At 42.5% G+C, this 13053-nt stretch carries 14 protein-coding genes; 4 read left to right on the plus strand and 10 right to left on the minus strand.

Annotated features, from left to right (window positions below):
• The first annotated feature begins 61 nt into the window (after positions 1–61).
• A complete protein-coding gene (locus P1X15_RS22740; protein WP_277340440.1) occupies positions 62–703 on the plus strand; it encodes an NADAR family protein in 642 nt (213 codons plus the stop codon).
• 120 nt (positions 704–823) lie between these two features.
• A complete protein-coding gene (locus P1X15_RS22745; protein ID WP_277340441.1) occupies positions 824–1288 on the plus strand; it encodes a YchJ family protein in 465 nt (154 codons plus the stop codon).
• A 70-nt stretch (positions 1289–1358) separates the two neighbouring features.
• Here the strand turns inward: P1X15_RS22745 and katG are convergent, their stop codons facing one another.
• The gene (gene katG / locus P1X15_RS22750; RefSeq protein ID WP_277340442.1) at positions 1359–3599 is read right to left on the minus strand and encodes a catalase/peroxidase HPI; all 2241 of its coding nucleotides are present in this window, start codon (positions 3597–3599) and stop codon (positions 1359–1361) included.
• 336 nt (positions 3600–3935) lie between these two features.
• Between katG and P1X15_RS22755 the strand changes: the two genes are divergently transcribed.
• Complete coding sequence (locus P1X15_RS22755; protein WP_277340443.1) at positions 3936–4238, plus strand: DUF1330 domain-containing protein; 303 nt, start codon at positions 3936–3938, stop codon at positions 4236–4238.
• A gap of 22 nt (positions 4239–4260) precedes the next feature.
• Here the strand turns inward: P1X15_RS22755 and P1X15_RS22760 are convergent, their stop codons facing one another.
• Entirely contained in the window at positions 4261–4677 is a 417-nt protein-coding gene (locus P1X15_RS22760; protein WP_277340444.1) for a molybdenum cofactor biosynthesis protein MoaE, read from the minus strand.
• Between the two features lie 138 nt (positions 4678–4815).
• On the opposite strand from P1X15_RS22760, the gene P1X15_RS22765 reads away from it, so the two are divergent.
• Positions 4816–6078 carry a metallophosphoesterase gene (locus tag P1X15_RS22765; protein WP_277340445.1) on the plus strand — a complete coding sequence of 421 codons (1263 nt, stop codon included), beginning with the start codon at positions 4816–4818 and terminating at the stop codon, positions 6076–6078.
• A gap of 133 nt (positions 6079–6211) precedes the next feature.
• Here the strand turns inward: P1X15_RS22765 and P1X15_RS22770 are convergent, their stop codons facing one another.
• From P1X15_RS22770 to P1X15_RS22805, 8 genes are all read right to left on the minus strand, one after another.
• On the minus strand, positions 6212–7465 hold the full coding sequence (locus P1X15_RS22770; protein WP_277340446.1) for an MFS transporter: 1254 nt from the start codon (positions 7463–7465) through the stop codon (positions 6212–6214).
• A gap of 39 nt (positions 7466–7504) precedes the next feature.
• A complete protein-coding gene (locus tag P1X15_RS22775; RefSeq protein WP_277340447.1) occupies positions 7505–8548 on the minus strand; it encodes a winged helix DNA-binding domain-containing protein in 1044 nt (347 codons plus the stop codon).
• 3 nt (positions 8549–8551) lie between these two features.
• Positions 8552–8779: a hypothetical protein gene (locus P1X15_RS22780; RefSeq protein WP_277340448.1), complete on the minus strand. Its 228-nt coding sequence runs from the start codon at positions 8777–8779 to the stop codon at positions 8552–8554.
• Between the two features lie 43 nt (positions 8780–8822).
• The gene (locus P1X15_RS22785; protein ID WP_277340449.1) at positions 8823–9416 is read right to left on the minus strand and encodes a TetR/AcrR family transcriptional regulator; all 594 of its coding nucleotides are present in this window, start codon (positions 9414–9416) and stop codon (positions 8823–8825) included.
• Positions 9417–10052: 636 nt separating this feature from the next.
• Positions 10053–10952: a carbon-nitrogen hydrolase family protein gene (locus P1X15_RS22790; protein ID WP_277340450.1), complete on the minus strand. Its 900-nt coding sequence runs from the start codon at positions 10950–10952 to the stop codon at positions 10053–10055.
• Between the two features lies 1 nt (position 10953).
• Positions 10954–11544, minus strand: a complete 591-nt coding sequence (locus P1X15_RS22795; protein WP_277340451.1) for a GNAT family N-acetyltransferase — start codon at positions 11542–11544, stop codon at positions 10954–10956.
• An 8-nt stretch (positions 11545–11552) separates the two neighbouring features.
• Positions 11553–11951 (minus strand): ketosteroid isomerase-related protein, encoded by a 399-nt coding sequence (locus P1X15_RS22800; protein ID WP_277340452.1) that lies wholly within the window; start codon positions 11949–11951, stop codon positions 11553–11555.
• Between the two features lie 47 nt (positions 11952–11998).
• Complete coding sequence (locus P1X15_RS22805) at positions 11999–12787, minus strand: hypothetical protein (protein ID WP_277340453.1); 789 nt, start codon at positions 12785–12787, stop codon at positions 11999–12001.
• Between the last annotated feature and the right edge of the window lie 266 nt (positions 12788–13053).

Here is a 13053-nt window from a genome sequence, read left to right on the forward strand (position 1 = left end):
TTTGCCCTCGGCTTATCCTAAAGTCGAGGGTATATTTTAAGTAAAGGGGCAGAAAAGAGCTATGGAGCTGTTTGTATTGAAGCAGCTTAACCAATTAGAACTTCTCAATACAGAAATCAAAGAATTCAGATTAATTATGCAAGAAAAATTAAGCGAGTATAATATTGAAGAGTTAATTTCCCATTTTGAGAAGGGAAAACGGTTAAAATATTTATTTTTCTGGGGGCATCACCCAAGTAAGAATGGAGACATTACCCAATCGTGTCTGAGCCAATGGTGGTTTTCTCCTTTCGTCGTCAATAGCGTGAAATATAATACGGCAGAGCATTGGATGATGGCTCAAAAAGCTCTACTCTTTGATGATATTGAGGTATATCACAAGATTATAAATACTCAATCTCCAGCGGAAGCTAAAGCGTTAGGGCGTAAAGTGAGTCATTTTGATGAAAAAATATGGCTTAGGGAGAGGGAACGCATTGTGGTAGAAGGGTCGTGGCACAAATTTTCTCAAAATGAAGATTTAAAGGCTTTTTTGTTGAATACCAAAGACAGAATTTTGGTGGAAGCAAGCCCAGTTGACAAAATCTGGGGCATAGGACTAGCAGCGAATGACGAAAAAGTGAAAAATCCTAAACTCTGGAAGGGACTCAATCTGCTGGGATTTGCTTTGATGGAAGTGAGGGATAAGTTGAGAGAAGACTAAAAGTGAGTTAAGAAAAATATTAGTAGGGATGTTGTGTGCAATGTCTTCCCTGTCGGAATTTTCATTAACAGAAAGTAATCAAGATATTTGGGCCTTTTTCTTTTAAAATATTCTTATTGTATGTCATCAGTTTGTTATTGTGGGTCGGGGCAGGAATTCGAAGATTGTTGTGAGGGTATTATCAATGGAAAACGCAAAGCTGAAACAGCTTTAGAACTCATGAAGTCGCGTTACTCGGCCTATTGTACAGTGGCGGGAGCCTATCTGATGGCCACTACGCATCCTGCTACACGATTTCAGTATCACCAAGAATCAATAGAAGCTTGGGCGAGAGAGTCGGAATGGAAGGGGCTAAAAATCATCTCAACTCATAAAGGTACAGCCGTAGATGAGCAAGGAGAGGTAAGTTTTCAGGCTTTTTATAAAGATGAGCAGAAAAAAAGCCGCGTGCATTATGAACACTCGCTTTTTGTGAAGCAACAAAATGAGTGGTTTTATCACTCTGGAAAAATAATACCGATTAATCGCAACGATAGTTGTCCTTGCGGGAGCGGTAAAAAATATAAAAAATGCTGTGCGACTTAGGCTAAAAAAGTAAAAGCGGTGGTTGATATCAAACCACCGCTTTTTATTAGTAAGCCTTGATACTTAGCAATTAAGCCAAATCAAAACGATCAAGATTCATAACCTTGGTCCAAGCGGCTACAAAATCCTTTAAGAATTTTTCTTGCGAATCGCCACAGCCATATACTTCAGCAAGGGCGCGAAGCTCCGAGTTTGAGCCAAAGATAAGATCCACGCGTGTCCCTGTCCATTTGAGTTCGCCAGTGGCACGGTTGCGACCTTCAAACACATCTTGATGCGGAGAGGTTGATTTCCAGGTAGTACTCAAATCTAGGAGATTGATGAAGAAATCGTTGGTAAGTGCTTCTGGACGAGTCGTAAACACTCCGTGTTGAGATTGGTTAAAGTTGGTATTGAGTACACGCAATCCACCCACAAGCACGGTCATTTCGGGAGGAGTGAGGGTGAGCAATTGCGCTTTATCTACCAGCATCTCCTCGGCAGTGGTGGTATAGTGTTTCTTTTGGTAATTGCGGAAACCATCGGCGATTGGCTCAAGTACGGCAAAAGATTCTACATCAGTTTGCTCTTGTGAAGCATCGGTACGGCCAGGCGTAAATGGTACACTTACTTCTACACCTGCATTTTTAGCGGCTTGCTCAATACCAGCACCTCCCGCCAAAACGATGAGGTCGGCGAGGGATACTTTTTTGCCACCTGTTTGGATAGCATTGAATTCTTCTTGGATGCTTTCAAGTATCCCGAGTACTTTAGAAAGCTGCGAAGGGTTGTTGACTTCCCAGTACTTCTGCGGTGACAGGCGAATACGGGCACCATTGGCACCACCGCGCTTGTCGGAGCCACGGAAAGTAGAAGCAGAAGCCCAAGCAGTAGATACCAACTCAGACACCGAAAGGCCAGATGCAAGAATGTTGGCTTTTAGGGCTGCCACATCGTTGTCATCAATGAGTTCATGGTCTACGGCTGGCACGGGATCTTGCCAAATAAGCTCTTCGCTAGGTACTTCTGGTCCCAGATAACGAGCGATAGGGCCCATGTCGCGGTGGGTAAGTTTGAACCATGCTCTTGCGAAAGCATCAGCAAATTCATCGGGATTTTCGAAGAAACGTCTTGAGATTTTTTCGTAGGCGGGGTCCATTCTCAAGGCCAAGTCTGTCGTAAACATGATGGGATTGTGGCGCTTTTCAGGATCGTGGGCGTCGGGTACGGTATTAGCTCCCATGCCATGTTTGGGTTTCCACTGATGTGCACCCGCAGGGCTTTTGGTCAATTCCCACTCATAACCAAATAGATTCCAGAAATAATTGTTGCTCCATTTGGTAGGTGTGGTAGTCCAAGCACCTTCCAAACCACTCGTGATAGTATCGCCAGCGTTGCCGGTACCAAAAGTATTTTTCCAGCCAAGGCTTTGTTCTTCGATGCTTGCACCGGCGGGCTCAGGGCCTACATATTTGCTAGGGTCGGCGGCACCGTGCGCTTTACCAAAAGTATGTCCGCCCGCAATGAGTGCTACTGTTTCTTCGTCGTTCATGGCCATACGTCCAAACGTATCGCGGATGTCGCGTGCAGCAGCAATAGGGTCAGGGTTGCCATTGGGGCCTTCTGGGTTCACATAAATAAGCCCCATCTGAACCGCTGCTAGGGGATTTTCGAGATTGCGGTCGCCAGAGTATCTTTTATCGTCGAGCCATTTGCCTTCTGAGCCCCAATAGATGTCTTCTTCGGGTTCCCAAATATCTTCGCGACCACCGCCAAATCCAAAGGTTTTGAAACCCATAGATTCGAGAGCGCAGTTGCCTGCCAAAATCATCAAATCGGCCCATGAGATTTTTTTGCCATATTTTTGTTTGATAGGCCAAAGCAAAAGACGTGCTTTGTCGAGGTTACCGTTGTCGGGCCAGCTATTGAGTGGTGCAAAACGTTGGCTTCCTGAACCTGCTCCGCCGCGACCATCAGCGATACGGTAAGTACCTGCGCTGTGCCACGCCATACGAATAAAGAAAGGGCCGTAGTGACCATAATCGGCAGGCCACCAGTCTTGTGAAGTAGTCATCAACTCCACAATTTCTTTTTTTACGGTAGCTAAGTCAAGCGATTTGAACTCTTCTGCATAGTTGAAGTCAATGCCCATCGGATTAGACAATGAGGAATGCTGACGAAGGATATTCAATCGCAATTGATTGGGCCACCAGTCTCTGTTGCGTGTGCCACCACCAGCACCTTTACTTAAAGAAGCACCTGAAAATGGGCATTTGCCACCTTCACTGTTGACATCATAAACGGAGGGGTTTGAGGGGGTATGTTGTTCCATTTTATAATATTGATTATTTATTTAAGAAACTCTGTGTTTATTGGTTTTATGAAAGAAGAGTAGGGTGAAATGTATATTTTACTTCAAATTCTTCCAACTTGTATCTGGATTTTTCCATGATTGGTTTTCAAAATTACAATAAGCTTTTTGATAAATCAAATTGATTGTTTTTATATCGATATAGTTTTTGTCTATAATTGTGGTTGTTTCCGAAGTTATTGATAAAATTGTAAAGTTATATGATTGCAGGTCAGTTAATTGTAAAAAATAACTGAGAAATCTTACTCAATCATAGACATAATTGATAATAATAACCATCAGTATATTATAAACACAATGATTTATATCACCCAACTTATTTATATAAGGCCAGGCCAAGAAAAGGTTTTTGATGAGTTTGAAAGCGTGGCGATTCCTCTCATTGCCAAATACCACGGGAAGCTTTTGTTTCGGGTACGCCCTTCGGACGATTCTTATATTGCATCTCACATAGAGAATCCCTATGAGATTCACCTTGTTGAATTTGGGACTCAGCAAGATTTTGAAGATTTTATGAAAGATGAAGAGCGGAAAAAGTTTTTAAGTCTAAAAGAACAGGCCATCAAAGCTTCGGTATTGTTTAAAGGTACCAAGCTTTAAATGTGATAAAGAGATACAGGCATTAAGGATGAGCTGCTACCCATACTTCGCCATCTTCAAAAAATTCTTTTTTCCAAATAGGTACAGTTTCTTTAAGAGTATCTATTGCAAACTGACAAGCTTCAAAGGCGGCGCGGCGGTGCGCGCAGGCCACGGCAATCACTACGGGTATCTCGCCCACTTCCAAAATACCCACGCGATGATAAATTGCTATCTTAAGAACGGGCCATTTTTGGGCGGCTTCTTCAGCAATTTTTTGCATTTCTTTGATGGCCATTGGTGCATAGGCTTCAAATTCGAGCCGTAATACTGTTTTGCCTTTGGTCTGATTGCGGACTGTACCTACAAAGGTGACAATTCCGCCAGCAGCTTCTGAAACTACGGAGTCAAAACAAGTTTGTGGATTGAGGGTTTTATCAGAAAGTTGTATGTCAATCATGTCGAATCAAAAGGGATAAAAGCCAAAAATAGCAGGTTCATCCTAAAAATCTTCCGTTTCCCACAAATCTCTGTCAGATAATACACTTTTTGATGATGTATTTTGTTGTACTTCCAAATCCATTCTAATCATTTAACCATGAATCGTTTGCCTTCTATTCTCATAACTATAGGCGTCTTTTTTTTGTTGGACTTGTATGTTTTTCAAGCTGTTCGTACCCTAACTCGCGGCCTATCTCTTGATGCCCGCCGCCTTATTCACGCTATTTATTGGGCTATTCCTATTGTCAGTTTAGGGATTTGGATTGTGACGCAGTTTTTGATGCCTGCCGACTCGCTCAGTCGCATGACACGCCAATTCATCTGGACGGGGCTATTGATTCCTTATTTTGCCAAGGTATTTGCTTTGTTTTTTGTGTTGCTCGATGATGTCGTACGCTTTGGAAAGTGGGTCATAAGTTTGTTTGGAGACCAAGCTGCCGCACCAAGTCCGGCGGTGGGAGAGCCTACAATTCCGCGTTCAGAATTTTTGATGAAATCTGCTTTGGCTGTTGCCGGAACTACCGTTGCTGGTTTTACATATGGCATTATTTCAGGAGCGCATGATTACCGGATTCGTCGGATAAAAGTACCTTTGAAAAACTTACCTAAGGCTTTTGAAGGTATCAAAATCGCACAATTATCAGACATACATTCTGGTAGTTTTTTTAATAAAACAGCAGTAAAAGGTGGAGTAGAAATGTTGATGGAACAGAAGCCAGATTTGTTTTTCTTTACGGGTGATTTGGTTAACAACACTGCTGATGAAGTAAAAGACTACATCGATATTTTCAAAAAAATTAAAGCCCCCCTCGGGACCTTTTCGGTGCTTGGTAATCACGATTATGGGGATTATTACCAATGGCCAAGTGCCGAAGCCAAACGCCGAAATTTACTAGATTTGAAAGAAGCACATCAGCTATTGGGCTGGGACTTGTTGGTTGACGAACATCGCGCAATCAAAGTAGGTAACGAGCAGATTGGTTTGTTGGGAATTCAAAACTGGGGAATGGGTGGTTTTGCCCAATATGGTAGTTTGGAAAGGGCTGCTCAAAACACCGAAGATTTTCCTGTTAAACTTTTGTTGTCGCACGACCCAAGCCACTGGAATGCTCAAGTAACTACCGATAGATTTAAGGATATTGATGTGGCTTTTGCAGGGCATACGCACGGTATGCAATTTGGGGTAGAGGTAGGAGGGTTTCAGTGGAGCCCGGTTCAGTATCGTTACAAACAATGGGGTGGATTGTACACGCAAGGTGAGCAGCACTTGTATGTCAATAGAGGTTTTGGGTACATTGGCTACCCTGGCAGAGTAGGGATTTTGCCTGAGATTACGATTCTGGAATTGGTGAGAGGATAAAAAAAACGTCAGTCGTCACTCGGATGCCCAAGACAGGAATATCTTTGGAAAAGGGTAAAACTTAACAAGTGGTATAAAATCTAACACTTGTTAAGTTTTACCCTTTTTTTTCTGTTTATTAATTGTTGTAAATTTAAACTACTTGAATTTCAGCGCTTTGATTTTGCTGTCTTTTAATTAAGCGATTTACACGATACATCATCAATATACACAGAAGCGTAATCACTGCGGCTACTCCTCCAAGGGTATTATAGTGTTCTAAAGGGCTGAAATTGTCTTTTTGAACCACAATCAAACCTGCTACAAAGGAGGCAATTCCGCCCGCTATTTGTTGAAGTGAAGAGTTGATACTCATAAATGCCCCTCTATCTTGAAGTACAGGAAGCGCAGAAATCATCGTAGTAGCCGGAACCATCCGACTCATGATGCCAGCCATCATCAAGACGTTGAAAAAGATGATAATGCCAAGGGGAACTATACCCAAATTGGTGTAAATCAAAATCATGACCACCATCCAAAGTGAGGCGCCAGTGAAAAGTTTGTATTTGTCTATTTTGTCACTAAGACGACCAATAAACGGCATTATAATCAGCGAACTAATGCCCGCTACCATGAAGATAAGGGGGAGTTGTTGGGGAGTTACTTTAAGGTTGTTGATAGCATATACACTTCCAAAAGGCATCATCATAAATCCCCCAATAGACATAAGCGCCGTGGCCAAAAAGCCTATTCGATAATCATGTTTGGTAAGAGTATGCCAAAGGTGAGCCCCTGCCTTACGCTCACTTTGATGCTTGAGGTGCTGGTCGACGGGGCGCATCATTTGGATGATGACTATGGTCAAAATAATGCTTAATCCTACGATCATTAAAAAGGGAGATTGCCACCCCCAAATATTAGCCAAATAAAGACTAATAGGAATCCCTAATACCTGACTTGCCCCAAAGCCCATTTGTACAAAGCCCATGACACGGCCTCGTTGCTCAAGATTGAAAAGGTCAGTGATAATTGCCATACTAATTGAGCCGATGACACCCCCAAACAAACCCGTCAGAACGCGAGCCGCTACGATGGTTTCGTAGGTAGGAGCGAGGCCACAAAAGAGCGTGCCTACGATAAACCCAATGTAGAAAAATAGGAGTAATTTTTTGCGGTCATACTTGTCGGCAAAGCCAGCCGTAAGTAGCCCAGATACTCCCGCACTAAAGGCGTAGCTCGATACCACAAAGCCAAATTGAGAAGGAGTGATTTTCATGGATTTCATCAGTTGGTCGCCCAAAGGAGACATAACCATAAAATCTAGCACGACGGTAAATTGGGTGAGTGCGAGTAGAGCGACTACCCATTTTTGATAGTTCGAAAAAAGCGGTTTTTTGTCTTGCATCATGGTTGTTATCGATTTTTATTTGTCAGAGAGAAGAAAGTCTTACTTCTCTAAAAAGTGGATATATTGTTTGAGGGCTTTTTCTAATAAGTCTGATTCAAAGTCCGTGTCGAAAAAGGAGGTTTGAACCTTTGTTTGTTTTTTGGAAATGACTTTTTTCCATATGCCTGTTACTTTTCCATCCACTACGATGATAGGTTTGAAGATGCCATTTCCCGTAATCGCCTCTTGGTGTTTGTTGGGCGAAAGCGATGCCGTACGGTCTTTATAGCTGACCATAAACTCATCAAAAGCAGGGAGCAGATGCACGCTATGAGTGGATATAGAAGAAGAGTTGAGAAAATAATAAAGTTGGTCGTTTATTTTTTCATTGATAAAACTAGATTCCACCAAGGCAACAGCCTTTCGCGCGTCAGTGATTTTGAGTCCCGACCACCACGCAAAATCTTGTACAGTAGCGGGGCCGTGACTTGTAAAATATTTGAGGGCTAGCTTTCCTAGTGCTTCTTCCCGATACAAAGATTGCGTAGCAGGAATACGCTCATCGACAAGTGCGTAGGTGATTTGTTTGTCGCGCATAGGTCCGTTACAAACCAAGCAATTGAGTTCGGCATACGCCATCAGATGCGCCGCTCTCAAATCGGAGGTAATGATACCTGCTTGTTCAATTTGGGTCATCAGCTCACTTCTCGTAAGATAGTTGTGACCCGCTAAAGCCGTGGTCATTACCTCACTAGCTTTACGGAGTATTAGATCATCTAGCTCTAGTTTACGATTCATAGACGCTACTAACTGTTGTACATGAGGAGCCGTAAGCGCCATTATCCATCGGAGGTCTTGCGCTGCTACCCAATGCCACGTAGGACGCATGATGTGTGTGCGCACAATTTGTCCTTCTGTGATAGCCTGCTCCACTTGCGAGTTGGTAGTTTGTGGAATACGCAGCCCAATGCCCCATTTGGACATGGTATAATCTTGCGCTTGCACCGCTCCCAAGTGTGATACTACCTCGGCGGGAGTCAGTAAATCGCTATTGATAATTTTTTGGGACAGGAGCCGATGGGTTGCAATATGGATAGGCTGCATATATTAATGGGTTAGTTCTTCACAAATAAAACCAGCGTTGGATACCAATTCTTGAATTTGAGTACTTATGAGCTGCGTTGTTTCGATTCGTAATACACAGTCACAATCTTCACAATCGACCGTCCAGCGCCGAATGTCAGCTACTGCATCCAATACCAGTCCTATGCTATGTTTGTGGGCCTCGGTTTTGATGTCGGTTTTGAAGATGAGTATTTCGAATGGAATTTCCATGATTTTTGTAGTGAAGACGATTCATACGTTAAAAGATAGATAATCAAGAAGGCGTTAAAGCTTTGATGGTAAGTGCTAGGGTTTGCTCTATGATGTCATTAGAAATTTTAAATGGCTGTCCTCCGATGCTGCGCCCTTCGTGATGAAACCGAATCAGATTGTAAAGAGGTGCGTAGGCTATTGACCAAAATACTTCTATGGGCATAGGAGTAAGCTCGCCACGCCTGATGGCATTTTTTACAAACATCCCCATCGAGATTTTGAAATCTTCTACAAAGTTTTCCATAATTTTTTCTTTGAAAGAAGAACTTCTAATCTGTTCATAAAATTCTGATTCTAATCGATTTTCGATAGCGTACTGAGCGCGGTTTCGCCACTGAATGCGGAGCCCTTCGGCAAAAGGCAAATCTGCGTGGAAATCTTTCAAAACACTTTCACTGAATTTTTTGCCGATGATTAGCCCAATGCTCGTAATGAGGTCTTCTTTGTCTTTATAGTAAATATACAAAGTGGCAGGGGAGACCTCCGCCGCTTTTGCCAGTTTTTGCATACTAAAACCCTCTAATCCGTGAGCTACGATTAGCTCAATGGCTTTTTGTTGTACTTGTATTTCTTTGTTTTCGTCACGTGTTCTCATGATGGGTACAAAGATAAATGAATGTTTGTTTATTTTTAAATTAAAAAATGATTAAGTAATTTAATTTAACGCAGGGAGCGTTTTGAACGCTCCCTGCGTTGAAATGTTAGCGCCGCCTGCGTTTAAAGCTTTATTCTACAAATGCTAATTTGTTCGTTACGAAAATCTGCTTATAGCCTTGTGTGTGCATACTTAACGCAGGGAGCGTTCAAAACGCTCCCTGCGTTAAAATGTTAGCGCCGCCCGCGTTTAAAGCTTTATTCTACAAATGCTAATTTGTTCGCTACGAAAATCTGCTTATAGCCTTGTGTGTGCATACTTAACGCAGGGAGCGTTCAAAACGCTCCCTGCGTTTAAATGTTAGCGCCGCTTGCGTTTAAAGCTTTATTCTACAAATGCTGATTTGTTCGTTACGAAAATCTGCTTATAGCCTTGCGTGTGCATACTTAACGCAGGGAGCGTTCAAAACGCTCCCTGCGTTGATATGTTCAAAACGCCGCCTGCGTTTAAAGCTTTATTTTACAAATGCTAATTTGTTCGTTACGAAAATCTGCTTATAGCCTTGTGTGTGCATACTTAACGCAGGGAGCGTTTTGAACGCTCCCTGCGTTGATATGTTCAAAACGCCGCCCGCGTTTAAAGCTTTATTCTACAAATGCTAATTTGTTCGCTACGAAAATCTGCTTGTAGCCTTGCGTGATCTTTAAAATTGAAGACTTGACCATCCATACGTACTTGGTCGATTTTGGTAAAATCAAGGGTTTCTACCAGCCATCCTACTTTTTGGGGAGTCATGCTATTGATAATACCTTCTTCGGGGAGATTTTTGTCGGGAGTACAATAACAAGCTGCAAAGCCATAGTTCACATCCACGGCAGGCGACCACGTAGCCTCGCCAATGGTTTGCGAGACTACCGTATAGGCTTGATTTTCGAGGGCACGAGCGCGAGCACCTACATGTACACGCGTAGCCCCTCGGATGGTTTCTGTACAACTTGGCACCAAAATCAGTGACGCGCCTGCTTCGCTAAGTTTCTGGCTTCCAATGCTAAACTCCACATCATAGCATATCTGTATCCCAAAACTGCCCCATTCGGCTTCAAAAAGCGTCAACACTTTAGGAGAGGTTTGGATACCCCATTCTTCATCTTCAAAACGAGTCATGAAAAATTTGTCCTGATAGCCTACCAATCCTTTGGACGAGAAGACAAATGCGCGATTGTGTGCTTTTCCATTTTCGATAACAGGGATGCTCGGAGCCACAATCACGACTTGATGCATACGTGCCAAATTCTCAAAAACTGCGCAAAAATCGTTTTTGATGGTGTCAAGTTCTAGTATTTGTCGCCTAATATCAAGGCGAATTTCGTCGGGAAAGATACTCACCAATTCCATCGAGCCATACTCAGGAAATACCAAAAGCTGCGCTTGTTGCTTCACAGCCTGAGCGACCCATTCAGAGGTGTGCTGTTGCCATGCTTCAAAATGTATATGATGACTGATAGGGTATTGGGCAGAGGCTACGGTAACGTTCATTTTATAATTCTTTTTTCCAATAAACCATCGGTTTTACAGTAGGAGAGGTATCGCCTACATCAAGCCATTCAAAACTGCTTTGTAAGCTTGGGTCTTTTTGATAGCCTCTTTTGAGCCAAAAGACATCGTTGGAGCGGTAGTTTTGGGGTTGAGCAGGGTGGTTCTCTACTCTTACTACGGCACAAAAACAGGTAATAGTATAAGTGCCAAAACTTTGGGCATGAGCTTCGCGTTCGTCAAAAAAACGATGACCTAGTCCTAACCCTCGATAGGCAGGAAGTAAAATGCTTTCGCCAAAATAAAATATTTTACTTAAATCATAACCTGCTTCCTCAAAGGGCAAACGTACTTCGGGGGTTTCGTTGAGAAGTGGAATACAGGTGGTAGCTCCTACCATTTGTGGGCCGTCATATACTGCAAACAAAAACCCTCTTTCGGCATTGGCGTAGGTTTGTAAGTATTCTTTTTCGTGAGAAAGTGTACCTTCATATAGATAGGGGAAATCTCGAAAAACAGCGATACGGAGCTGACCTAGGTCTTCAAACACGGTAGCGATTTCGCCACCGTGCTTGCTGATAAAAGATAGATTCATGCGTCAGATTACGAAACTAATTTAATCCAAAGAGGTAGGTTGTAATAGGTGGTGACGCGGGTGATTTTGCCGTTTTTTACTTCCAAAAACGCCCCTGCTGGCAACACATACTGCTGTCCATGAGCGGGAGGAAGGCCTTCTTCAGCTTGCTTGTAAGTGCCATTGACCACAAATTCGGCGGCGATGCGGCTATCGTCTGAAGCACTAAAAAATACCATGTCGGTCAGGGTTTCTTCGTACGATTCGTCCATGTGCTGCATAAATTCCGTGAACTTTTCGTTGCCGATTCTGACCTCGCCTTGGTTGGGCTCGTGGCGCACTTCGGGGTCTAGCAAAGACAACATTCCCTCCCAGTTTTTTTCATTAAAATAAGCGTAGTACTGTCTTACGATGTCTAAAGAAGTCATTTGAATAAAAACGAATTTTATAAAGTGTAGCAGATTATACAATCATATTACCCTTTCGTACGGTAAAGAGTTCCATTTTCGACTACATATAGCATTCCTCCCATGGCAGTCATAAGACTGACTTCACTAAGGATACCTTTAGGGCCAATTTGTTCATAAGTTCCAGTTTTGTCAGTACGGAAAAGTGTACCGTCTTTCTCAACGCTCCAAAGGAAACCACCATCGGCCACCATTGCAACTGTATTTTCCCAATCTCCCTCATCACCTACTTGTTGCCAACGAAGCGTACGCATGTTGGTTTTGTAAAGAGTACCTTTTTCGACAGTCCAAAGGTGGTTATCCATTGATTCTAGCATTTCAGCAGAGGAAAACGCTCCATTGTCACCGATTTGAGACCAAGTTCCATCTTTGTTTGTTTCGTAGAGTGTGCCGTTTGTCTCAATACTATAAAGTTTGCCGTTTAGCCCTACCATGCCTATGGTATTCTTCCAATCACCTTTTTTTCCTACTCTTTCCCAAGTTCCTGTTGTGGGGTTAGTGTGATATAAATCTCCATCTTCCACTGTCCAAATTTCGTTGCCCATAGCGACTAGAAAATTGACGTTATCAAATTCTCCTTTGGTGCCGATTTGTTCATAGCTTCCGTTTTTATCAGTTTTAAAGAGTGTGCCGTTTTTTTCGATACTATATAGGTATCCGTTCATCGCTACTACATCAATTGTATTTTCCCAGTCACCTTTTTTTCCTATTTGCTCCCATCTTTGAGCAAAGGTAGAACTTGATAAAAACAGAATGATGGTTATTAAAGTAAATGAGAAGGAAAACAAGTTTTTCATTGAGATTTTAAGTTTAGATTAGAAATCTCAAATGTAATCCAAACCACATTAAAAAAACATTAACTTTTGTGAGTCTGTTTATCCCTTGTTGAGAGTGATTTTTTAGGTTTAAGTGGCTGATAGTCAGTGTGAATATTGCATTGTAAAAGTTGAATAGATGTTGCTGTAACAGAATAAAATACAGCTAAACATGGAAAATTTCATCAGGACTTTCCATGTTAAAATCAACCAAACTTAGTTCACTGCTCGGCCTAGGGGAAAACTAA

The sequence above is a fragment of the Runella sp. MFBS21 genome, from assembly GCF_029433105.1.
GTDB lineage: Bacteria > Bacteroidota > Bacteroidia > Cytophagales > Spirosomataceae > Runella.

What these genes read in the sequence shown, in the direction of transcription:
- P1X15_RS22775 (WP_277340447.1), bottom strand. Translation starts at nt 8,548, where the DNA reads ATGCAGCCTATCCATATTGCAACCCATCGGCTCCTGTCCCAAAAAATT.
- P1X15_RS22785 (WP_277340449.1), bottom strand. Translation starts at nt 9,416, where the DNA reads ATGAGAACACGTGACGAAAACAAAGAAATACAAGTACAACAAAAAGCC.
- P1X15_RS22745 (WP_277340441.1), top strand. Translation starts at nt 824, where the DNA reads ATGTCATCAGTTTGTTATTGTGGGTCGGGGCAGGAATTCGAAGATTGT.
- P1X15_RS22740 (WP_277340440.1), top strand. Translation starts at nt 62, where the DNA reads ATGGAGCTGTTTGTATTGAAGCAGCTTAACCAATTAGAACTTCTCAAT.
- P1X15_RS22795 (WP_277340451.1), bottom strand. Translation starts at nt 11,544, where the DNA reads ATGAATCTATCTTTTATCAGCAAGCACGGTGGCGAAATCGCTACCGTG.
- katG (WP_277340442.1), bottom strand. Translation starts at nt 3,599, where the DNA reads ATGGAACAACATACCCCCTCAAACCCCTCCGTTTATGATGTCAACAGT.
- P1X15_RS22765 (WP_277340445.1), top strand. Translation starts at nt 4,816, where the DNA reads ATGAATCGTTTGCCTTCTATTCTCATAACTATAGGCGTCTTTTTTTTG.
- P1X15_RS22755 (WP_277340443.1), top strand. Translation starts at nt 3,936, where the DNA reads ATGATTTATATCACCCAACTTATTTATATAAGGCCAGGCCAAGAAAAG.
- P1X15_RS22770 (WP_277340446.1), bottom strand. Translation starts at nt 7,465, where the DNA reads ATGATGCAAGACAAAAAACCGCTTTTTTCGAACTATCAAAAATGGGTA.
- P1X15_RS22790 (WP_277340450.1), bottom strand. Translation starts at nt 10,952, where the DNA reads ATGAACGTTACCGTAGCCTCTGCCCAATACCCTATCAGTCATCATATA.
- P1X15_RS22800 (WP_277340452.1), bottom strand. Translation starts at nt 11,951, where the DNA reads ATGACTTCTTTAGACATCGTAAGACAGTACTACGCTTATTTTAATGAA.
- P1X15_RS22805 (WP_277340453.1), bottom strand. Translation starts at nt 12,787, where the DNA reads ATGAAAAACTTGTTTTCCTTCTCATTTACTTTAATAACCATCATTCTG.
- P1X15_RS22780 (WP_277340448.1), bottom strand. Translation starts at nt 8,779, where the DNA reads ATGGAAATTCCATTCGAAATACTCATCTTCAAAACCGACATCAAAACC.
- P1X15_RS22760 (WP_277340444.1), bottom strand. Translation starts at nt 4,677, where the DNA reads ATGATTGACATACAACTTTCTGATAAAACCCTCAATCCACAAACTTGT.